We start from the raw sequence: 21,191 nt of genomic DNA, 5'->3' as shown, positions 1-21,191 counted from the left end.
TAAGATGAAAATTAATTGGATTGATAAGAATATGAGATGAAGGGCCGGGCCAAAAGTTAAACTTTTACCTCGAAAGTGGTTAATTCTTTAAAATTTTGAATTCGCGCCACCAATTCCTTTTCTGTGATTTCCTGTAGTCTTTCGGTTCCGAATTTTTCAACCGTAAAAGATGCCATTGCCGAACCTACGATTAAAGCAGATTTCATATTCTCGAAACTGAAATCTTCCTTTTTCGCCAAATAGGCGGCAAAACCTCCGGCGAAAGTGTCTCCGGCGCCTGTTGGATCGAAAACATCTTCTAACGGAAGCGCGGGGATGGCAAATATTTTTCCTTCGTGAAAAAGCAATGCACCGTGTTCTCCTTTTTTAATAATCACGAATTCCGGACCCATTTCGTGGATCTTTTTCGCGGCTTTCACCAAAGAATATTCACCGGAAAGCTGTCTCGCTTCCTCATCGTTGATGCTGATCACATCTGTTTTTGCAATCATTTGAAGCAGAATATCCATTGCAGAATCCATCCAGAAATTCATGGTATCCAAAATAACCAGTTTCGGGCGCGTGTTCATTTTTTCTAGAACAGAAAGCTGAACGCCGGGGTGCAGGTTTCCGAGCAGTAAAATCTCAGCATCCTGCATGGATTCCGGAATTTTGGGATCAAAATGTTCCAAAACATTCACTTCTGTTACCAAGGTGTCTCTGGAATTTAAATCGTTGTGATATTTGCCGCTCCAGAAAAACGTTTTGCCGTCTTTTACGATCTCGATTCCTTCGATGTTCACGCCTCTGCTGGAAAGCATATCCATATCGGACTGCGGAAAATCGCCGCCAACAATCGATACAATGCCAGATTCTACATTCAGGACGGAAGATGCCAAAGTGATATAAGTTGCAGCACCACCTAAAATTTTATCTGTTTTTCCGAAAGGAGTTTCAATGGCGTCAAATGCAACCGATCCTACGACTAATAATTTCATATTTTTTATTGTATTAATGGGCAGTTACCCTGTAAATGTTCTTTTTTTATTTAAAAGTTTTAAACCATCTTATGATTCTCGTCTTTGCCTTAAATTGTGAATCTGATTACTTCCACTCAAAAGTGTCGATCAAATGGAGCAAATCTTTTTTAATATAATCCACAGCCGGCGCCAGCGAATCTGGTTTTGGTCTGGAGTTGAAATATAAATTGGCTGTGACGTAATGTCTTGTAGAATCTGTGACGAAGAACTGCAGATTGGAAGCCGTGGGTCCTTTAAGTTCATAAAAGTTTCCATACACTTTACGTTCGGGATAACTGAACGATTTCGTGTCGATAGAACTTGCCTTGATGGTATGTTCGTAAACCATCTTCTCCGATTCTTTTACGTGAAGCGCCAGATCGTTTTTAACGGGAAAATAGGTGATGAAGACTTTGGCCTTCATTTTCGGGTAGTCAATATAGTACCAGCACGGCTTTTTCGCATTTTCGATTTTTGCAAAGTCGGAATATTCAAACGTAAAATCACAGGGCGAAGAAAATTCTGCATATTTCGCGGTCGGATACTCTAACCGCAGGTCGCCCGAAGGTTTCGGCTGCGTCTCTTCGGCACAGGAAACTAAAGCCAATCCTAAAAAAATGATCAGGAGTTTTTTAAACATTGCGCAAAAATACGAATTAGTTTTAGATTACTAAAAGAGAATAAAAAGCCTAATTAAGCCAATCTTAATCCTGATAAATGTCTTTATAAAGGAAAGAAAGGTAATTTTCCAGCGGTTTTGGAAAGGATTTGCCATGAGATTCCTCAAAATCCGTAATGGTGAAATTTTCTTTCGCGGCAAAATCGGCGAACAATTTTGCGGAGGGTAAGGTGGTCTTCTTAATATGGATCGTTAGATTTTTATGCGTGAGTTTATGTAAAACAACCTTCTCCGCGAAAACGTAACTTTCAAATTCTTCCGGGACCGCGATTGGAAATTCATACAGTTTTTTCCAGATGAAATCCTCCTTTCGCTGTTGGATTAAAAATTGGTCTTCGTATTCCACAAAATAGTACGTAAGCTCTAAACTGGTTGGTTTTGCTTTTTTGGTTTTCACCGGAAATAAAGGAATTTTACCCAAATTAAAAGCGAGGCAATCCTCGTTCAAAGGACAACTTCCGCACAAAGGATTTTTGGGCTTGCAAATTTCGGAACCGAGATCCATCATGGCTTCGTTGAAGTGGCCGGCTTCATTTTCGGGCATCATCTTTAAGGCAAGTACTGAAAAGTAATCGAAAGCTTTGGAGTTGGAAATATCGAAATCATCGGCAAAAACACGCGACAAAACACGGTAAAAATTACCATCGACGGCGGCGATGTGCTTCCCAAAACAGATGCTGGAAATGGCGGCAGCCGTGTACTTTCCCACGCCTTTCAAACTCAGAATATCATTGTATTCTGCCGGAAATATGCCCTCAAAATCGTTAACGATCTGCAAAGAGGCTTTATGAAGATTTAAAGCGCGGGAATAATAGCCTAAACCTTTCCAATATAAAAGAACTTCGTTGATTTCCGCTTCCGCTAAATGTTGAACGGTAGGAAAGCGTTCGATAAAATTGCGGTAATGATTTAAACCCTGTTCGATGCGTGTTTGCTGAAAAATAATTTCGCAGATCCAAATCTTGTATGGATCGTTGGTTTTTCGGAAGGGTAAATCGCGGCCGTGGATTTGGTACCAATCGAGCAGTTTCCTACCAACGTGAAGAAAATCAGCATTTTGTTTTTTTGTTTTCAAAAATAGTTATTATATTTGCACACCAAAAATATAAATAAATAAAGGAAATGACAAAGGCAGAATTGGTAAATACCATCTCAAATAAATTGGGAACTGAAAAGAATGAAACTCAGAAGGTTGTGGAAGCATTCATGCAGGAAATCAGAACATCAATGTATAGCGGAGAGAATGTTTACTTAAGAGGATTCGGTTCATTTATCATCAAAACCAGAGCTGCCAAGACGGGCAGAAACATTTCTAAGAACACCGCGATCGAAATCCCGGCACACAATATCCCTGCTTTTAAGCCCTCGAAAACCTTCGTTGAAAAAGTAAAAACTAAAGTTTCAGTAAAATAATTAACAAACAAAGAATATAAGTTACAAACAAAAAAATTTAAATTATGCCAAGCGGAAAGAAAAGAAAGAGACACAAGGTAGCGACCCACAAAAGAAAGAAAAGAAGAAGAGCGAACAGACACAAGAAAAAATAATCTATTCGCGATTTACAATATAACAATATAGTTGGTGTTTTTATATAGTATAAAATTTCACCGACTATATTTTTGTTTTACCTCAGATTTAGAAGTGGCATACGGACTAAGAGCCGTAAATTTCGCCCCTTTTCGCGGTAAAAACACTTAAAATCCAGAAATAATTAAAATTTTAAAATTGAGTTTTGGAATCGAATTCTAAATCCCTTAATCCCTAAATTTTTTAATTCCGTACTATTACAAATGAAGAAAGAACTGATAATATCACATGAAGATGCGCAATCTAAAATTGCCCTGCTCGAAGACGGCCGCCTTTTCGAACTCCACGAACAGGAGGATAAGAGCGACTTTGTGGTAGGTGATCTATTTATCGGTAAGGTTAAAAAACTGGCTCCCAATCTTAATGCTGCTTTTGTTAGCATTGGGTACGAAAAAGATGCATTTCTGCATTACCAGGATCTGGGACCGCAATTACTCACGTACAAAAAATTTCTGCAGGACACGATCTCTAAAAAACAGCAAAATTCTTCGTTGAAAAACTTTGAAGTTCAAAAAGAAATCGATAAAAACGGAAATATCGAAAGAGTGCTCTCCAAGGACGACAGCGTTATTCTTCAAATTACAAAAGAACCCATCTCCACAAAAGGCCCACGAATTTCTACCCAGATTTCCTTGACGGGTCGGTTTCTCGTTCTGATCCCTTTCGACAGAAGCGTTTCGATCTCCAAAAAGATCGCCAATGCGGAAGAAAGAGAGCGTTTACGAACGTTGATCGAAAGCATCAAACCGGAAGGTTTTGGCGTAATCATTCGAACCGTGGCCGAAGGGAAAAAAGTTGCTGAACTCCACAACGATATGAATCAACTCATTCAGAAGTGGGAGAACACCTTCAAAAACCTTCAGAAAAATAAAGTTCCGAGTAAAGTTCTCAGTGAACAGGATAAAGCCTCCTCTATTTTGCGCGACAATTTTAATGCAGATTTCGTTTCCATTATTTGCGATGATGAGCAGATGGTTGACGAAATGCGAAACTACATTGAAGTCATTGCGCCGGAAAGAAAAAACATTGTGCAGTTTTACGATAAACCCATTCCTTTAATGGAATATTATAACGTAGAAAAGCAGCTGAAACAAAGTTTCGGCAAGCACGTTAACATTCCAAGTTCCAAAGGTGCCTATCTTGTGATCGAGCATACAGAAGCGCTCCACGTCATCGACGTTAATTCCGGTAACAATATTTCCTCCGGAAACGCAGCGAAAAACGAACATGCCTTAAACGTCAATAAAATGGCCGCCACCGAAATTGCCCGCCAGTTGCGACTGCGGGATATGGGCGGAATTATCGTTGTAGATTTTATCGACATGACGAACGCTGAACATCGCAGAGATCTTTTCGAACACCTGAAATCCGAGATGGAACGTGACAAAGCGCGCCACAAAATTTTACCCCCGAGCAAATTTGGGCTCATCCAGCTAACGCGACAACGAACGCGACCAGAAAATCAAATAGAAACCAAAGAAGAAAACCCCAATATCGACGGCGAAATTCTCGCCCCAATTGTTGTGGTGGAACGAATGGAAGAAGTGATCCGAAATATTATTCAAACCGAAAAAGGCAAGATATTTCTGCATGTTCATCCTTTCGTTGAGGCTTACTTAACCAAAGGTTTCCTCAGCATTCAGGTAAAATGGTTTTTAAAATACAAAAAATGGGTTACCATTATTCCACGGGATTCTTTTAAATATCTGGAATACAAACTGATTAATGCCGACAAAACGGAATTGATGAGTTATTCCAACTAAGAAGAAACTCTGAACAAAATTAGAAACTGCGGTACATTATTTACCGCAGTTTTTTTTGCGGCGCGCTGCAAATTTTAACCTTTCTTTAAAACAGATTGGCAATTGCTTTCTTTAAATTTGAAGTATGGAAGTTTTCGGAAGAGATTTACTCAAAAAAATACAAAATGCCAGGCTGGAAGGCGAAAATGCCCACCAAATTTATTCGCCACCATACAGACCAATTTTCACGTACGACCAAATTTTAGCTAAAAACCCGAAGTTTGCCGCGGTAGATATTCTGCTTTACTTAAAAAATAACGAATGGTATTTTCCGCTGATGGTGCGAACGGCAAACGAGCGCGACCGACATAGCGGCCAGATTTCTCTTCCGGGCGGAAAAAAGAAGATTCCGACGAAAATTTCGAGCAAACAGCTAAAAGAGAAACTTGGGAAGAAATGGGCATCGAAATGCATTACAACCGGATTATCCGCGAAATGTCGCCTATTTATATTCCGCCAAGCAACTTTTACGTGCGGGCATTTGTTTCGTACACCAAAAAGAACCCTGAATTTTTTCTTCAAAAAACCGAAGCCGTAGAACTCATCGAATTTCCTGTGACTGCTCTTTTGAGTCTGTCGGAAAAGCCCGAAATGAGGGTTCTGCCAACGTCGCGCGGCGTGGAAGTTCCCGTGATCAACTTCAATAATTACATCATTTGGGGCGCAACGTCGATGATCTTAAGTGAATTTAGCCACTTGCTGAAAAATTTGTAAATTCGCGGATTATGTTAATTAGATAATGGCGAAGAAAAATATATTCACCGACGCTTTCGGTAATCTCTATTTCCTGAAAAGACTGATTATTTTTGCTTTGGGAATGGTTTCCTACAGACGATTTAACGGTTTTAATAAATTGAAAATCACGGGAACCGAAAACCTGGTCGATCTGCCCGATTCCAACGTCCTGTTCGTGTCGAATCACCAGACGTATTTCGCCGATGTTGCTGCCATGTATCACGCCTTTTGTGCCGTCAACAACGGTTACCTCAATTCCATCAAAAATCCGATTTACTTACTCAATCCAAAAGTCGATTTTTACTATGTGGCTGCGGAAGAAACCATGAATAAAGGTTTTATGCCCAAAATTTTCAAACTTGCGGGCGCCGTAACCGTAAAAAGAACCTGGCGCGCTGAAGGCGAAAATGTAAATCGAATGGTAGATCTTACCGAAGTTGAAAATATTATGAAAGCCCTGGACAATGGCTGGGTTATTACTTTTCCGCAAGGCACAACATCGGCATTTGCACAAGGCAGAAAAGGAACGGCGAAATTGGTTAAGAACCAGCGGCCGATCGTAATCCCCATCAAAATAAACGGCTTTAGAAGAGCGTTTGATAAAAAAGGCCTTCGGGTGAAAGTAACCGGTGTAAAACCGACGATGGAATTTAAAAAACCGATCGATATCGATTATGATAAAGATGATTCCCACACCATCATGCACAAAATAATGGTCGCCATCGAACAAACCGAAGAATTTAATATTCTGCACGACTACGATAAAGAATTAAAAGCACAAAAAACAGAAACAGAGCATTAACCAGATAAAACCGATTCATGAGAAATATCCTTTTTGTATTTTTATTAGTGATTTTAACGGGTTGTAAAACGCAAAACAAATATTCGGATTTCGATTACAGCTACTCGCGAAGTGGCGGATTTGCGCCTATCTACGAAAATCTTTTAATCAAAGGCAATACAGCGCATTACTCTTTTGAAGGACAGGGAAAAAATATTAAAAAAGATTTTAAGCTTTCAAATGACGAAGTGCAGAATTTAGAAACCGTAATTGCGCAAAATAATTTTCGCACGATTCAGGAAGACTACAAAAAAGTGTACGATAATGTTGCGACATCAGTCAATGTGAAAACAGGCGAAAATTCCGGCAGCAAAAGCGATGCTTCTTTTATTATGGAAAAGGATAAACCGCGTTGGGAAGCAGTTGTCGCAAGTTTTCGGCAGATTATTAACGCTAAAGTTAAAACGGAAACCACCAAAAAATAATTTTGTTGAATGACGACTTTCCCTGCTGATCTCCTGACCTACTCTCAAAATAAAACCCGCGTCCTGATTTATACATCGCAACCGGCGGTTTCGCAGTTAACGGTGCAGGTTTTAGAATTTTATCACAAAGACTTCGATTTTTTTTCAAACAACGGCTTTTCTAAAAGAGAAGACCATGATTTTGTTGTTTTTGAAACTTCCAGGCTTGAAGAAGCAGCAGCTTTTAAACCCAATATCGTTCTGGTTTCGGATGAAATCGACCTGCAAACCGCTGACGGGCTTCTTCAGAACATAACTCCGGGCGGCGTTCTGATCTACTCCGAAAAATTTGACAACGTGGTAGAAAGTTCTACGAACTTTTTCCGAAAACTACCGTTTGCGCTTTCCAATTTTCAAAAAGACAACACCCAAATCACGCTCTCTACAGAAATGGGCTCTATTCCGCTTACGTCCGGTAACGAAGATCTTATTCGCAATTTGGACGGCATTAAATTACTTTGCCAGCAATTTGGCATCATGGAAGAAGAATTCTACGAACCGGTAATGAGTTTTGCCTGATTTTTCTTAAAAATTTCCGCAGAACTTTCACCTTAAAAATCATTTTCCGAAAGTCTGAAAATTTCATTAATTTTACATAACATCAAAAAGTAGTAAAAAATGAGATATCATCACTCCGGAAAAATTCCGCCGAAACGACATACCGTTTTCAAATCCGAAGAAGATAATTTCTATTATGAGCAGCTTTTCGGGACCGAAGGATTTCACGGAATTTCCTCCTTGCTTTACCATATCCACCGCCCTACGCAAATCAAATCCATCAGCGAACCGAAAGATGTTACGCCGAAGATTGCCGTAGAGAAAAACGTAACGCCGCGCATGTTTAAAGGCATGAACGTGACCGCGGAAGACGATTTTCTGGACAGCCGAAAGATCCTCATGTTAAACAACGATTTGAAAATGGGTCTTGCAAAGCCCCGAAAATCCACAGATTACTTCTACAAAAACGCGGAGTGCGACGAACTTCTTTTCGTACATGAAGGAAGCGGAACCATGAAAACATTTGTCGGAAATATCGAATTTTCCGTGGGCGACTATCTAATCGTTCCGCGCGGAACCATTTATCAGATGGAATTTAACACGGAAAACAATGTCTTTCTAATTGTGGAAAGTCATTCGCCAATCTATACGCCAAAACGTTACCGCAATGAGTTCGGCCAGCTCTTGGAACATTCACCCTTTTGCGAACGCGATATTATTGCGCCAACTTACGTGGAACCCATCGATGAAAAGGGCGATTTCCTCATCAAAGTAAAAAAAGAAAACCAGATCTGGGATTTCATTTACGCCACGCACCCGTTTGATGTTGTCGGATGGGATGGTTATTTTTATCCTTTTAAATTTAACATTAAAAATTTCGAGCCCATTACGGGAAGAATTCATCAACCACCGCCTGTTCATCAGACTTTTGAAGCCCATAACTTTGTTGTTTGTTCCTTCGTGGCGAGAATGTACGATTATCACCCGCTTTCCATCCCGGCGCCGTACAATCATTCCAACATCGATTCTGACGAGGTTTTATTCTATACCGAAGGAGATTTTATGAGCAGAAACCATATCGATCTGATGGACTTTACGCTGCATCCGGGTGGAATTGTTCACGGACCACATCCGGGAGCAATGGAAAGAAGCATTGGCAAAAAATCTACGGAAGAATTTGCAGTGATGATCGATCCTTTCCGACCTTTTAAACTGACGGAAGAAGCCCTTAAAATTGAAGATCCCACCTACAAAACTTCCTGGCTGGAAGGTGAAGATCACAGTTTGAAAGACCGGCTGCAAGAATAAATTTTAAAAACACCAATAAAGAAGCTGACTTTCGGGTTGGCTTTTTCTTTTGATGTTTAAAAATAATTTACATCAAAAAAGTTAAAACTTAGAAAAGACACGACGACCGTTGAAAAATTTCCCATAAACTGATTTTGCTCAGGAAGAATCCGAAGCGGAATAGGTAAATTTGATACAGGAAAACGGATCAATTTAAACTTTAAAAAAAATAACGAATGAGCCAATACGTAAGTGCCGAAGAAGCAGTTTCTCTGATCAAAAGCGGCGACAGAATTTTTTCCCACGGCAGCGCCTGCACACCGAATTTTTTCATCGACGAACTAGCGCGACAGTCCTCCCGGCTTCGCAATGTGGAATTTGTTTCCATCACGCAGCAGGGAAATGTGGAAATTGCAAAACCGCAGTATAAAGACAGTTTTTACATCAATTCGCTCTTCGTTTCAACGCCCGTGCGCGCAGCGGTTAATTCGGAGCGCGGCGATTTCGTGCCGGTTTTCCTCAGTGAAATTCCGCTCCTCTTTAAAAACGGAATTTTACCCATCGATGTGGCGATGGTCACCGTAAGTCCGCCGGATCAGCAGGGTTACTGCACACTCGGAACTTCTGTCGACGTGGCCAGAAGTGCCGTGGATACGGCAAAAATTGTGATCGCACAGGTTAATCCACGGCTCCCGAGAACGCACGGCGACGGCATGATTCATCATACCAAAATCGATAAAATGGTGTGGCATGAAGAAGAATTGCTGACCATCGATTACGGCGCAAAAGTGGGCGAAGAAGAAATGAGAATCGGGCAAAACGTAGCCGAACTCATCGATGACCGCAGCACTTTGCAAATGGGTATCGGCACGATTCCGGATGCGGTTTTAAAATGCCTGCACAATCACAAAGATCTTGGTGTTCATACAGAAATGATCAGCGACGGAATTGTCGATCTCGTGGCGAAAGATATTGTCAATAATAAATTCAAAGGCACGCATCTGAACAAAACCATCACGAGTTTTGCCTTTGGCACCCGGAAATTATACGATTACATTCACGATAATCCTTCCTTTTCTTTTATGGATGTGGAACACGTGAATTATCCCATCAACATCATGAAAAACAAGAAAATGGTCGCCATCAATTCTGCCATCGAGATTGATTTGACGGGACAGGTTTGCGCAGATTCCATCGGCACTTTCCAGTTCAGCGGAATCGGCGGACAGATGGATTTTATGCGCGGCGCGGCACTTTCTGAAGGTGGAAAACCCATCATCGCCATTTCTTCCCGAACCAAAAAAGGCGTCCCGAGAATTGTCCCTTACCTCAAGCAAGGCGCCGGCGTGGTTACAACGAGAGGCCACATTCATTGGGTGGTAACGGAATTTGGTACGGCTTATCTTTACGGCAAAAGTTTAAAACAACGCGCCAAAGCTCTTATCGAAATCTCGCATCCCGACGATCGCGAAATGTTGGAAAAAGCGACTTTTGAAAGGTTTAAATGCCTTTAATCAACACCAATCCCGGAATTTTTCGGGATTTTTTTCTTTCTAAAAAATACGAACGTGCCTGCATTCAAAATAAATCCGTAAAGAAGATGGACGCGGTAGATTTTCCTTAAACCTAAAAATTTTCGTAAATTGGCATATCTAAAATAAAAGAAAATGTCAACACTTACTTTCGCCGAAAAAATAGCCCAGGCAGAGAACTTTCTCCCCATTAACGGAACAGATTATATCGAATTTTACGTAGGAAACGCCAAGCAGGCAGCGCATTTCTATAAAACCGCCTTCGGATTTCAGTCCGTTGCGTATGCGGGACCCGAAACCGGTGTGCGCGACAGAGCGTCTTACGTCGTTCAGCAGGGAAAAATCCGGTTGGTTTTAACTTCGGGGTTGAATTCCGATTCTCCAATTTGCGAACATCAGAAAAAACATGGCGACGGCGTGAAGGTTTTAGCGCTTTGGGTTGACGATGCTTATTCGGCTTTTGAAGAAACGACCAAACGTGGTGCAAGACCTTATTTGGAACCAAAAACATTAACGGACGAACACGGCGAAGTGCGCATGTCTGGAATTTATACCTACGGCGAAACCGTGCACATGTTTATTGAAAGAAAAAATTACAAAGGCGAATTCATGCCCGGCTTCCAGAAATGGGAAAGTGCCTACAATCCCTCCGACGTGGGACTTTTATATGTAGACCATTGTGTTGGAAATGTAGATTGGGACAGAATGGTTCCAGTGGTGAAATGGTATGAGGACGTAATGGGATTTGTGAATATCTTAAGTTTCGATGATAAGCAGATCAACACGGAATATTCCGCGCTAATGTCGAAAGTGATGAGCAACGGAAACGGTTTTGCTAAATTCCCCATCAACGAACCGGCGGAAGGAAAACGCAAATCTCAAGTAGAAGAATATCTGGATTTTTACGAAGGAGAAGGTGTTCAGCACATCGCGGTGGCAACAAAAGATATTGTGAAAACAGTTACGGAATTAAAAGCCAGAGGAATTGAATTTTTACCGGCACCGCCAAATTCTTACTATGAAATGGTTCCGGAAAGAGTGGGAACCATCAACGAAGATCTTAAAATACTTTCGGACCTCGGAATTTTAATTGATTGCGATGAGGAAGGTTATCTGCTTCAAATTTTCACCAAACCCGTAGAAGACCGCCCTACCCTTTTCTTCGAGATTATCGAAAGACATGGCGCGCAGAGTTTTGGTGCCGGAAATTTCAAAGCCTTATTTGAAGCTTTGGAAAAAGAACAGGAACGTCGGGGAAACCTTTAACAAAAAAGACCACAGAAAGAAATTCTGTACAAAGAATATAATTCAACACGAATGAAAAAAATACTTTGCGCTGCAGTAATGCTGATTTCTGCCGCTGCAGTTCAGGCGCAATACGCTTCCATAAACACCATTTTGGATCAGTTGGAAGCACGAAGAGGAATTAACCAAAATCTGAAGAACGTTAATATTGACGACACCAAATTTGTCTTGGTGAAAGACTTTGAAGATCATACGGAAAGAAGTTTTATCGTCCTTAAAGATAATCTGGCGACGTATGTAGAAATGTTTGATGACAAAAAAACCGGTGAAACTTCGTCGAATGTTTTTTCGGGTGACATCGTGAGAACGCAGCACAACATCATTTCGTTACGCGCAGACAAACTAGAAGGGCAAAAAATTGCTTTACCCATTACAAAAACGCTGTTGATGACGAAACTGAAGAAAACACTTTATCTCGTGGATGTAAATACGCGGGAGCGCTGGATTGAAGAAAGCGCGATCAATAAGAACTAAATAATACGCAATAATCAAAAGGTTCGAAGTTTAAATTTATTTACGCTTTGAACCTTTATTTTAAACCTAAAAATGATGCAATCTTTTATAAACTACGACCAGAAGTCCGATTTTTCCATCCATAATATTCCGTTTGGCGTGGCCGTTTTCGCACAGGAATATATTGCCTGCTGTACGCGCATCGGCGATATGGTGGTCGATTTAGCAACGCTTTACGATTATGGATTTTTTGATGACGTAGCTGGGATAACGGAAAATGTTTTCGAAGCTTATACTTTGAATGAATTTATAGAACTCGGAAAACCCGTAACAAACGCCGTACGTTTAAAAATTCAGGAATTATTGATTGTGAATTCCAAACTGGCAAACGATGAAAAATCCATCAAAGACTGTTTCTTTGCGTTTGATGACGTGAAAATGATGATGCCGCTTCATATCCCCAATTACACCGATTTTTACAGCAGCATCGAACATGCCACCAACGTAGGAAAAATGTTCCGCGATCCCGGAAACGCCTTGCTACCGAACTGGAAACACCTCCCGGTCGGCTATCATGGCCGCGCTTCCTCCATCGTGGTTTCCGGTACCGACATCATCCGTCCGAAAGGGCAAACAAAACCCGCAGATCTGGACGCGCCTATTTTTGGGCCCTGCAAGCAACTGGATTTTGAGCTGGAAATGGCCTTTGTGGTGAATAAACACACCGAAATGGGTGAAAGCATTTCCACTTCTGAAGCAGAAGATGCGATTTTTGGAATGGTTATTTTCAATGACTGGTCCGCGCGCGATATCCAAAGTTGGGAATATGTGCCGCTTGGACCATTTTTAGGTAAAAATTTCGGCAGTTCCATTTCTCCCTGGGTGGTCACTTTAGAAGCTTTGGCACCTTTCCGCACCGAATCTCCAAAACAGGAACCGGAAGTTTTAGATTACTTAAAATTTGAGGGCGACAAAAATTTCGATATCAATCTTGAAGTTTATCTGCAGCCCGAAAACGGCACTGAAAACCTGATCTCCGAAAGCAATTATAAATTTATGTACTGGAATATGACGCAGCAACTGGCGCATCATACTGTAAATGGTTGTAATGTGGAGGTCGGCGACCTGTATGCTTCCGGCACCATTTCAGGCGAAAATCCGAAATCTTTCGGCTCGATGCTGGAGCTCACCTGGCGCGGAACTGATCCCTTAAAACTGAACGACGGACAGGAAAGAAAATTTATAGATGATAATGATACGGTGATCATGCGCGGTTATGCGGAGAAAGACGGAATGAGAGTGGGTTTTGGGGAAGTATCGGGAAAAATCTTGCCTGCGAATTAAACCTTAGTGCTTGTTAACACATAAGTATACTTTTCACTCCGCACATTTTAGTCGACATAAGATCACATTAGTTTGAAAGTTCAAATTTTATTTTATGGAAATAACCCAGAAATACATCAATGAACTGACGTATAAAATTACGGGGGCATGTATAGAAGTTCACAAAATTGTAGGACCCGGCCTTTTTGAAAATGTTTACCATGAATGTTTAAAAAAGGAATTGGATCTACTTAAATTGCAATACAAATCAGAACTCGAAATTCCGCTAAATTACAAAGGCAAGATTATTAATTGTAAGGTAAAATGTGATTTTCTGATTGAAAATTTAATTATTTTAGAGATAAAATCCGTTACTGATCTAAATAATGTACATCGCTCTCAAACAATAAACTATATGAATTTATTAAAGATTCCGAAATCTATCTTGGTCAATTTTAATGTAAATAATCTTTATTATGAAGGGCATGAAACTTTTGTCAGCAAATATTTTGCAACTTTAAAATAACGGTATCTTAAACACGCTGATGTGATCTAAAATATTCTCAAAATACTCCACTTAAACTTATATGACTTATGTGTTAAAGAGTCACTTCCAAAATATGAAAACAATCTCACCTCAAGAACTTAACAATTTTCAACTGCAAACGCTTCTGCAGACAGCGATTGCGCCGCGACCGATCGCTTTGGCTTCCACGGTTGATCAAGAGGGCAACATCAATTTGAGCCCTTTCAGTTTTTTCAATATGTTCAGTTCCAATCCGCCGGTTGTCATTTTTTCGCCGGCGAGAAGAGTGCGCGACAACACAACGAAACATACGCTGGAAAACGTTCTGGAGGTTCCGGAAGTGGTAATTGGAATTGTAAATTATAAAATCGTGCAGCAAATTTCGCTCGCTTCAACAGAATATTCAAAAGCCGAAAACGAGTTCATCAAAGCGGGTTTAACGATGAAAGACGCAGATTTAATTCGGCCGAAACTGATCGAAGAATGTCCCGTAAATTTAGAATGCAAAGTTCTCGAAATAAAACATTTAGGCACCGAAGGCGGCGCTGGAAATCTTGTTATCTGCGAAATCGTCAAAATCCATGTGCGCGAAGAATATCTGAATGATGACGGAAACTTAGATCAGCAAAAGTTGGATCTCGTTGCAAGACTGGGCGGAAACTGGTATTCCAGAAACAATGCAGATAACCTTTTCGAAGTGCCGAAACCATTAATTACAAAAGGAATAGGTTTCGATCGACTGCCGGATGAAATTAAATTAAGTAAAATCTTTACCGGCAACGATTTGGGAATGCTCGCCAACACAGAAGAATTGCCCGCGGGAAAATTTTACGGAGAGGAAAGTAAACATTTGGAAGCCCAGAAACTTCTTGGCGACAGCAAAATTGCGGAGGCGTGGAGAATTTTAGTAATTTAAAACCGACCTATTTCCGTATTAATAAAAAAGAGTGAAAAAATTCACTCTTTTTTTATTAGTTATCATCTTCTTTAAGGCTTAAATCTTTATTCAGATCAGGATTTAATTTCAGTTGTTTTTTATTTTGATTATTTCGAAATCTGATATTTAAAAATTCGACGAGCAAACTGAAAGCCAAACACGAATAAATAATATTTTTACTCACGTGTTGGTGAATTCCTTCCGCAACCAACATAACGCCGATCACCACTAAAAATGAAAGCGCAAGAATCTGTAAACTCGGATATTTATTGATGACATTCGAAATCGGGCCGGCAAAAGCCATCATCATTCCAATCGAAATCACCACCGCGATAATCATCAAAACCACATTATCCACCAAACCAATCGCGGTAAGAATGGAATCGAGGGAGAAAACCATATCGACTAAAATAATTTGAACTATTACCATCGTCATCAACGTAGAAGCGGCTTTTTTCGGCGCATGACTTTCCTCGTGCCCCTGCATCTTTCCGTTAATTTCCAACGTGCTTTTTGCAATTAAGAAAATGCCACCGACTAAAAGAATAATGTCTTTCCAACTCAATGAGAGCGGCAAATCGCTTCCGGGTTCGTCGATGAACGGAATTGTTACAATTGCTTCCTTCAACCCGATAATCCAGCTGATCATTAAGAGAAGTGCGATGCGAAAAAGCATCGCGAAGGTTAAACCCAAATTCCGCGCAAACTTTTGTTTTTCCTTTGGTAATTTATCGGAAATGATGGAGATGAAGATAATATTGTCGACCCCCAGAATGATTTCCAAAAAAGTAAGCGTGAGTAAACTGATCCAAATTTGGGGCTGCGCAAAATCCGGAAATTCGAGGACCGATAAAAGCATCATTGATTAAATTTTGAACCGATAAAACTACACCAAATCAGAAGAAATTTTATATTAAATTTTATTCATATTAAAACTTACAGATGCGCCTTTAAAAAAGCGATCATTTCAGAAGTTGCTTTATTTAATTCAGGGGGCAGTTCAGTTTGCGCCCACGGTTCTTTCGCGCCGAAGGTGTGATTGGCGTTTTCTATCAATACCAATTCCGAAGTTTTGCACCATTCATTCAGCAAAAAGGCTTCTTTATCCTTCACTGCATCGTCATCTGTTCCCTGAATTATTAAAAAAGGCTTCTCGAAATGCTGCGCGGCATATTGAATGGTAAAACGCTCTTCGTTCTGTTCAAAATCTTCAAAAAACTGAAAGTAATGCGGCATTTGCTGGTGCGTTCTTTTATTTTCGGAATACATTACGCCGGAAGTTTTCCAGTCTTCAAAACGCTGCTGGTTCGGAAAACGGTATTTAAAATTACTCACCCCCGCAAGCGAGATCAACAACTTTATACGCTCGTCTTCGAAAGCTTTGATCACCGAAATTCCACCACCACGACTGTGCCCGATAATGGCAATTTTTTCGGGATCTACGTTTGGATGCTTTTCGAAGTAATTTAAAACCTCATCATAATCCGACATTTCTTTGGAGAAATTATTATGTCCAAAAGCTTCTAAATCGCCGAAATCTTTGGGTTGTTCAACCGTTGTTCCGTTATGCGAAAAATTAAATTTAACAAAAAAGAAACCGGCTTCGGCAAATTTTTCCGCCATCAAATCCCAGGCACCCCAGTCTTTATAACCTTTGTAGCCGTGCGCAAAAACTACAAGTGGCAGCTTTTCAATGTTTTCGGGGTAAAAGGCATCGGCCAAAAAATCCCGGGTTAGCGGGTTTTTAATGAGGATATTTTTTTGGAAAGTAATCGGATTACCCATTATTTATAAATTTAAGTGGGGTTGTTACCGTTCTCCGGCATTTGAGGTTTAATTTCGGACTTTACCTCTTTGGTTACCGCTGGGTGTTTTTGTGCAGGGTATCGATTTGTTTCATCATCAGATTTTCCCTTCAGATAATCCGGCAGGTTTAATCCCGCCATATTAAAAAGATCATTAAGAGGCGGCACCGTTTTCATCATTCCGGACACAAAATTGGCGGTGGAGTTATTTCCGTCGCCGTTATTGCCACTGTCCCAAACCGTAATTTTATCGATCTTAATATTTTTCACGGCTTCAACCTGCGTTTTCACTAGTTCCGGTAGTTTTTCGATCAGCAAGAGCTGGAAGGCGTTTTTGGCATCGCCACCCGCAGCCTTTACCACCGCATCATAACCTTCGGCCTGCTTCGTCAGGATCTCATAAAGACCTTTTGCTTCGGCTTCCATCTTTAAGAAAATAGCATCGGCTTCACCTTTTGCATTTAATCGAATTCTTTCTGCATCTGCCTCTGCATCTATAATTATTTTCTGCTTGGAAATCTGAGCCGGCACCACAACGTTTGCCAGTTGCGTAGAGCGTTCCCTTTCGGCTCTGGCTGTTTCTGCTTTCTGTTCTGCTAAATAGGATTCTTCCAAAGCTTCTGCTGCCTGCACTTTTTCTGCGGTCATCGCGATTTTAAGAGCTTCTGCCTCTTTTTCCCGTCTTTGTGCATCGGAATTTGCGATGGTAATTTTCGCGTTGTTTTCTCCCTCAACGGCAATGGAATTCGCGAGAGAAGTCGCAATCCTGGATTCGCGCATGGCTTCGGCTTTTCCGATGGATTCATCTTTTTCTGCGGCGGCAATACTTACTTCTCTGTCTTTTTGAGTAACCGCAATGCGGACATCACGATCACGATTTGTTTCGGCGATCTCAATATCTTTGGAGCGGTCTGCTGAAGCTTTCCCCGTTTCCCCGATTTTTTCTTGCTCGGCCACGGAAATTTTCGCTTCGTTTATGGCTTTTGCAGCAGCTTCTTTTCCTAAAGCTTCAATGTAACCGGATTCATCTCTGATATCGGTCACATTTACATTGATCAGTTTCAACCCGATTTTCTTTAATTCGGTATCGACATTTTTAGAAATATTATCAAGGAATTTATCACGATCCGTATTAATTTCTTCAATGGTCATTGTTGCAATTACCAAACGCAGCTGGCCGAAAAGGATATCTTTAGACAATTCCTGGATCTGCTCCGGAGTGAGGCCCAACAATCTTTCTGCGGCATTTCCCATGGTATCGGGTTCCGTAGAGATGGCAATGGTAAAGCGACACGGAACATCAATCCTAATATTTTGTTTAGAAAGGGCATTTGTTAAATTGGTGTCAATTGAAATGGGTTTCAGATCAAGATAAGCGTAATCCTGAATAACCGGCCACACAAACGCGCCGCCACCATGAATGCATTTGGCAGAGGATCCGCCAGTTCGACCATAGATGACCAAAATTTTGTCGGACGGACATCTTTTATAACGTGAAATCAGGGCTAAAAAAGTAACGAAAAAGACGAATACCGCTACTAAAATGAGAATAATTGTTCCAGACATATACATAGTTTATTTTGTTTGAATTTATACGGGAGCTACGATTAAAATACCCTCGGAGATTTCTACTACTTTTACCGATCGGCTGGAAAGCAGGGGGATTTCAGAACGCGTCATCGCCTGAAGTTCGTGATTAGAGCCATTCACAGAGATTAACACTTTTCCTTTCCCCGACATTCCTGCCGGAATCGTAAGATAAACTTCGCCACTTTTTCCGGCTAAATTTTGAATGTTAAACGTATTGTCTTCTGTGAGTTTCATAATCTGCACAATCAGAAGAAAGAAGATAAAAATGAATGCGACTCCTACCGCGAAAGCGAGCGTTACAAGGAGCGTTTTGTTTGTAATTGTGTGGAAGAAGGCAACTCCGGTCCACCCAAATCCGAGGAGAAAGTTGACTAAATTCCGGAAAGAAAATAATTGAAAAGGAGCATCTGCATGATCCAGATTGCCATCGAAATCAGCATTTACGCTGTCCGACGAATCGCTGCCGATAAAAGTAAGAATGGTTTGAACCAAAAATATTAAACTGGTGATGAGCGCGATATACCAAAATCCTTTTTGGAGCGGCTCCATTCCGTCGAGAAAATCTAACATCTTGTTTTTTACAAATATAGCTTTTTAAGGGAAATATTAGGAGAAATTCGTAACTCTGTTTCTTAAAAAACTGCATCATCTGCAATAAAAAACCCTTTCAGCCTTTGAAAGGCTGAAAGGGTTCTGAATATTTACAATCTAAATTTTACCAGATCTTAATCCGTTCTTCCGGCGCGCGGTATAATTTGTCGCCTGGCTTGATGTCGAACGCCTTATAGAAGGAATCCTGATTCACCAACGGCGCAAAAGCGCGGAAATATCCCGGGGAATGTGGATCGGTTTTCACCTGGTTTACCATGTATTTCTCCGTCGATTTGGTGCGCCAAACGGTTGCCCAGCTCATGAAAAATCTTTGGTCCTGCGTGAATCCGCTAATGGGTCCCGGATCGCCTTTATCTTTCAAATACATTTGCAGCGCGGTGTAAGCCACCGCGACACCGCCAAGATCGCCAATGTTTTCACCACTCGTAAACTTACCGTTGATGAAACTTCCCTTTACAGGTTCGTAAGCATTGTATTGCTCCGCCAGTTGACCAACTTTTTCGTCGAAATTTTTGCGGTCGGCATCCGTCCACCAGTTGTTCAGGTTTCCGTCGCCGTCGAAACGCGAACCCGAATCATCAAAACCGTGGGAGATTTCGTGTCCGATCACGGCACCGATTCCACCGAAGTTAACGGCCGGATCTGCTTTGAAATTAAAGAAAGGAGGCTGCAAAATCGCCGCCGGGAAAACGATTTCGTTGTTAGAACCGCTGTAATAAGCGTTCACGGTTTGTGGCGACATTCCCCACTCCGTTTTATCGACGGGTTTTCCGACTTTATCCAGGTTTTTAGCATACTGCCACGCACTGATGTTCTGCAGATTGGTAAAATAAGTTCCACCATCATCGGGCGACGTTAGCTGCAGTTTCGAATAATCTTTCCATGTATCGGGATAGGCGATTTTCACGGAGAATTTCGCGAGTTTTTCCTGGGCTTTCACTTTTGTTTCCGGCGACATCCAGTCGTTGTCTGCGATGTGTTGCTGGAAGGATTTTTTCAGATAACTGATGTAGGTTTCCATTTGGCTTTTGGCTGCTGCCGGGAAATATTTCTCTACATACAATTTACCGAAAGCTTCGCCCAAAACACCATTAATAACGCCCAAACCTCTTTTGTTCATGGCTCTCTGCTCTTCCTGACCCTGAAGGTATTTGGAGTAGAAATTGAAACTGATATCGTCCAATGCTTTGTTCAAATTCCCTGCGTTGCTAGAAACCATTCTCGCCTTCATATATTCTTTCAGGAGCGGCAGCGTTCTTTCATTCATCCAAGAATCCATGTTCTGGTAATATTTCAGTTGGCTTACGATCACTTTATCGGTTTTTACACCGGCGTCCGTTAAATATTTCGGAAGATCTACGTGCTTCACCATTTTTGAAAGTTCCGGCAATGTTTTCGGGTTGTACCGCAAATTAGCATCGCGGTTTTGCTCGTTCGTCAACATATCGTTGGCCAGTTGTTTTTCGAAAGCGACTACGCGCTGGGCGGTTTGATCGGCATTTTTATAACCAATGGTTTCGAAAAGCTGCGCCAAATAGTTTTTGTATTCTGCTAAGGTTTTCGTGTTCGCGTCATTTTCTTTCTGATAATAATCGCGACCCAAACCTAAGGAAGCGCCACCCAAATAAACAGCGTTCATGACGGAGTTTTTCATGTCGGCACCCACACGCCACGCGTAGAAAGGATTATCGCCGGTTTTCGTGGCTTCGGTTAAATAAGTTTGTAATTGCGCAACCGATTTGATGTTATCGATTTTTTGCAAATCGCTCTTGATCGGGTTAATACCGTCGGCGTTGCGCTTGTCCCAATCCATGTAAGAGCCGTAAAGGTTTTGAATTTTTTGTCCTTCGGAGCCGGCTTCGAATTTGTCTGTCAGAATTTTATTCAAAATTTCTAACGAAGAATTATCTACATCTTCTCGAAGCGCGTTGAAACTTCCCCAACTGGATTTGTCTGCGGGAATCGTGGCCGTTTTCATCCAGTTCCCGTTAACGTAATTAAAGAAATCGTCCTGTGGGCGGACAATGGAATCCATATAGGAAAGATTGAGCCCTTCTTCGGCGATGGCGGCTTTCGTTTCTACGGGCGTTTGCTCGCTTTCCTGCGTCGCGGACGTCGTGGTGGCGCAGGAATTAAGAAATACGCTACCTGAAAAAGCAAGCACAGCAATTGTTATTTTTTTCATAAGACTGATGGTGATTTTTGATTTATTTCAAA

The 21,191-nt window shown here is 41.2% G+C and carries 20 protein-coding genes and 1 pseudogene; 13 read left to right on the top strand and 8 right to left on the bottom strand.

Annotation, left to right across the window (positions count from 1 at the left end; translation table 11 throughout):
• Window positions 1-56: 56 nt before the first annotated feature.
• From L0B70_RS08705 to mutY, 3 genes are all read right to left on the bottom strand, one after another.
• On the bottom strand, window positions 57-977 hold the full coding sequence (locus tag L0B70_RS08705) for a PfkB family carbohydrate kinase (protein WP_235141424.1): 921 nt from the start codon (window positions 975-977) through the stop codon (window positions 57-59).
• Between the two features lie 106 nt (window positions 978-1,083).
• A complete protein-coding gene (gene gldD, locus L0B70_RS08700) occupies window positions 1,084-1,638 on the bottom strand; it encodes a gliding motility lipoprotein GldD (RefSeq protein WP_235141423.1) in 555 nt (184 codons plus the stop codon).
• Between the two features lie 64 nt (window positions 1,639-1,702).
• Window positions 1,703-2,752, bottom strand: coding sequence for an A/G-specific adenine glycosylase (gene mutY, locus L0B70_RS08695; RefSeq protein ID WP_235141422.1), 1,050 nt, complete (start codon window positions 2,750-2,752; stop codon window positions 1,703-1,705).
• A 47-nt stretch (window positions 2,753-2,799) separates the two neighbouring features.
• On the opposite strand from mutY, the gene L0B70_RS08690 reads away from it, so the two are divergent.
• The 13 genes and pseudogenes from L0B70_RS08690 to L0B70_RS08630 all read left to right on the top strand — a co-directional run bounded on the left by L0B70_RS08690 (window position 2,800) and on the right by L0B70_RS08630 (window position 14,946).
• Window positions 2,800-3,090: an HU family DNA-binding protein gene (locus L0B70_RS08690; RefSeq protein ID WP_076384729.1), complete on the top strand. Its 291-nt coding sequence runs from the start codon at window positions 2,800-2,802 to the stop codon at window positions 3,088-3,090.
• A 377-nt stretch (window positions 3,091-3,467) separates the two neighbouring features.
• A complete protein-coding gene (locus L0B70_RS08685; protein WP_235141421.1) occupies window positions 3,468-5,027 on the top strand; it encodes a ribonuclease E/G in 1,560 nt (519 codons plus the stop codon).
• Between the two features lie 124 nt (window positions 5,028-5,151).
• Window positions 5,152-5,780, top strand: a pseudogene (locus tag L0B70_RS08680) (NUDIX hydrolase).
• Between the two features lie 25 nt (window positions 5,781-5,805).
• The gene (locus tag L0B70_RS08675; protein WP_235141420.1) at window positions 5,806-6,603 is read left to right on the top strand and encodes a 1-acyl-sn-glycerol-3-phosphate acyltransferase; all 798 of its coding nucleotides are present in this window, start codon (window positions 5,806-5,808) and stop codon (window positions 6,601-6,603) included.
• 17 nt (window positions 6,604-6,620) lie between these two features.
• Window positions 6,621-7,067, top strand: a complete 447-nt coding sequence (locus L0B70_RS08670; protein ID WP_235141419.1) for a hypothetical protein — start codon at window positions 6,621-6,623, stop codon at window positions 7,065-7,067.
• Between the two features lie 9 nt (window positions 7,068-7,076).
• Window positions 7,077-7,625 carry a hypothetical protein gene (locus L0B70_RS08665; RefSeq protein ID WP_235141418.1) on the top strand — a complete coding sequence of 183 codons (549 nt, stop codon included), beginning with the start codon at window positions 7,077-7,079 and terminating at the stop codon, window positions 7,623-7,625.
• Window positions 7,626-7,724: 99 nt separating this feature from the next.
• Window positions 7,725-8,912, top strand: coding sequence for a homogentisate 1,2-dioxygenase (locus L0B70_RS08660; RefSeq protein ID WP_235141417.1), 1,188 nt, complete (start codon window positions 7,725-7,727; stop codon window positions 8,910-8,912).
• 215 nt (window positions 8,913-9,127) lie between these two features.
• Entirely contained in the window at window positions 9,128-10,405 is a 1,278-nt protein-coding gene (locus L0B70_RS08655) for an acetyl-CoA hydrolase/transferase family protein (protein WP_235141416.1), read from the top strand.
• 153 nt (window positions 10,406-10,558) lie between these two features.
• The gene (gene hppD / locus L0B70_RS08650) at window positions 10,559-11,689 is read left to right on the top strand and encodes a 4-hydroxyphenylpyruvate dioxygenase (protein WP_235141415.1); all 1,131 of its coding nucleotides are present in this window, start codon (window positions 10,559-10,561) and stop codon (window positions 11,687-11,689) included.
• Between the two features lie 51 nt (window positions 11,690-11,740).
• A complete protein-coding gene (locus L0B70_RS08645; protein WP_235141414.1) occupies window positions 11,741-12,202 on the top strand; it encodes a hypothetical protein in 462 nt (153 codons plus the stop codon).
• 75 nt (window positions 12,203-12,277) lie between these two features.
• Window positions 12,278-13,525 (top strand): fumarylacetoacetase, encoded by a 1,248-nt coding sequence (fahA, locus tag L0B70_RS08640; protein ID WP_235143578.1) that lies wholly within the window; start codon window positions 12,278-12,280, stop codon window positions 13,523-13,525.
• Between the two features lie 94 nt (window positions 13,526-13,619).
• Entirely contained in the window at window positions 13,620-14,030 is a 411-nt protein-coding gene (locus L0B70_RS08635; protein WP_235141413.1) for a GxxExxY protein, read from the top strand.
• A gap of 94 nt (window positions 14,031-14,124) precedes the next feature.
• On the top strand, window positions 14,125-14,946 hold the full coding sequence (locus tag L0B70_RS08630) for a flavin reductase family protein (RefSeq protein WP_235141412.1): 822 nt from the start codon (window positions 14,125-14,127) through the stop codon (window positions 14,944-14,946).
• Window positions 14,947-15,001: 55 nt separating this feature from the next.
• Here L0B70_RS08630 and L0B70_RS08625 read toward each other — a convergent pair whose 3' ends face one another.
• The 5 genes from L0B70_RS08625 to L0B70_RS08605 all read right to left on the bottom strand — a co-directional run bounded on the left by L0B70_RS08625 (window position 15,002) and on the right by L0B70_RS08605 (window position 21,159).
• Window positions 15,002-15,829: a TerC family protein gene (locus L0B70_RS08625; protein WP_235141411.1), complete on the bottom strand. Its 828-nt coding sequence runs from the start codon at window positions 15,827-15,829 to the stop codon at window positions 15,002-15,004.
• A 74-nt stretch (window positions 15,830-15,903) separates the two neighbouring features.
• Window positions 15,904-16,752 (bottom strand): S9 family peptidase, encoded by an 849-nt coding sequence (locus L0B70_RS08620; protein WP_235141410.1) that lies wholly within the window; start codon window positions 16,750-16,752, stop codon window positions 15,904-15,906.
• A gap of 11 nt (window positions 16,753-16,763) precedes the next feature.
• Window positions 16,764-18,344 (bottom strand): flotillin family protein, encoded by a 1,581-nt coding sequence (locus tag L0B70_RS08615; RefSeq protein ID WP_407929688.1) that lies wholly within the window; start codon window positions 18,342-18,344, stop codon window positions 16,764-16,766.
• A gap of 18 nt (window positions 18,345-18,362) precedes the next feature.
• Entirely contained in the window at window positions 18,363-18,932 is a 570-nt protein-coding gene (locus L0B70_RS08610) for a serine protease (protein WP_235141408.1), read from the bottom strand.
• A 145-nt stretch (window positions 18,933-19,077) separates the two neighbouring features.
• Window positions 19,078-21,159: a M13 family metallopeptidase gene (locus L0B70_RS08605; RefSeq protein ID WP_235141407.1), complete on the bottom strand. Its 2,082-nt coding sequence runs from the start codon at window positions 21,157-21,159 to the stop codon at window positions 19,078-19,080.
• Window positions 21,160-21,191: the final 32 nt, after the last annotated feature.

Origin of the sequence: Kaistella sp. 97-N-M2, from assembly GCF_021513235.1 — a bacterium.
Lineage (GTDB): Bacteria > Bacteroidota > Bacteroidia > Flavobacteriales > Weeksellaceae > Kaistella.
This window is presented reverse-complemented; position numbering and strand designations above follow the sequence as displayed.

What these genes read in the sequence shown, in the direction of transcription:
- fahA (WP_235143578.1), top strand. Translation starts at nt 12,278, where the DNA reads ATGCAATCTTTTATAAACTACGACCAGAAGTCCGATTTTTCCATCCAT.
- L0B70_RS08655 (WP_235141416.1), top strand. Translation starts at nt 9,128, where the DNA reads ATGAGCCAATACGTAAGTGCCGAAGAAGCAGTTTCTCTGATCAAAAGC.
- L0B70_RS08625 (WP_235141411.1), bottom strand. Translation starts at nt 15,829, where the DNA reads ATGATGCTTTTATCGGTCCTCGAATTTCCGGATTTTGCGCAGCCCCAA.
- L0B70_RS08665 (WP_235141418.1), top strand. Translation starts at nt 7,077, where the DNA reads ATGACGACTTTCCCTGCTGATCTCCTGACCTACTCTCAAAATAAAACC.
- L0B70_RS08635 (WP_235141413.1), top strand. Translation starts at nt 13,620, where the DNA reads ATGGAAATAACCCAGAAATACATCAATGAACTGACGTATAAAATTACG.
- L0B70_RS08605 (WP_235141407.1), bottom strand. Translation starts at nt 21,159, where the DNA reads ATGAAAAAAATAACAATTGCTGTGCTTGCTTTTTCAGGTAGCGTATTT.
- L0B70_RS08610 (WP_235141408.1), bottom strand. Translation starts at nt 18,932, where the DNA reads ATGTTAGATTTTCTCGACGGAATGGAGCCGCTCCAAAAAGGATTTTGG.
- L0B70_RS08645 (WP_235141414.1), top strand. Translation starts at nt 11,741, where the DNA reads ATGAAAAAAATACTTTGCGCTGCAGTAATGCTGATTTCTGCCGCTGCA.
- L0B70_RS08630 (WP_235141412.1), top strand. Translation starts at nt 14,125, where the DNA reads ATGAAAACAATCTCACCTCAAGAACTTAACAATTTTCAACTGCAAACG.
- L0B70_RS08685 (WP_235141421.1), top strand. Translation starts at nt 3,468, where the DNA reads ATGAAGAAAGAACTGATAATATCACATGAAGATGCGCAATCTAAAATT.
- L0B70_RS08670 (WP_235141419.1), top strand. Translation starts at nt 6,621, where the DNA reads ATGAGAAATATCCTTTTTGTATTTTTATTAGTGATTTTAACGGGTTGT.
- L0B70_RS08705 (WP_235141424.1), bottom strand. Translation starts at nt 977, where the DNA reads ATGAAATTATTAGTCGTAGGATCGGTTGCATTTGACGCCATTGAAACT.
- gldD (WP_235141423.1), bottom strand. Translation starts at nt 1,638, where the DNA reads ATGTTTAAAAAACTCCTGATCATTTTTTTAGGATTGGCTTTAGTTTCC.
- L0B70_RS08620 (WP_235141410.1), bottom strand. Translation starts at nt 16,752, where the DNA reads ATGGGTAATCCGATTACTTTCCAAAAAAATATCCTCATTAAAAACCCG.
- L0B70_RS08675 (WP_235141420.1), top strand. Translation starts at nt 5,806, where the DNA reads ATGGCGAAGAAAAATATATTCACCGACGCTTTCGGTAATCTCTATTTC.
- L0B70_RS08660 (WP_235141417.1), top strand. Translation starts at nt 7,725, where the DNA reads ATGAGATATCATCACTCCGGAAAAATTCCGCCGAAACGACATACCGTT.
- L0B70_RS08615 (WP_407929688.1), bottom strand. Translation starts at nt 18,344, where the DNA reads ATGTATATGTCTGGAACAATTATTCTCATTTTAGTAGCGGTATTCGTC.
- L0B70_RS08690 (WP_076384729.1), top strand. Translation starts at nt 2,800, where the DNA reads ATGACAAAGGCAGAATTGGTAAATACCATCTCAAATAAATTGGGAACT.
- hppD (WP_235141415.1), top strand. Translation starts at nt 10,559, where the DNA reads ATGTCAACACTTACTTTCGCCGAAAAAATAGCCCAGGCAGAGAACTTT.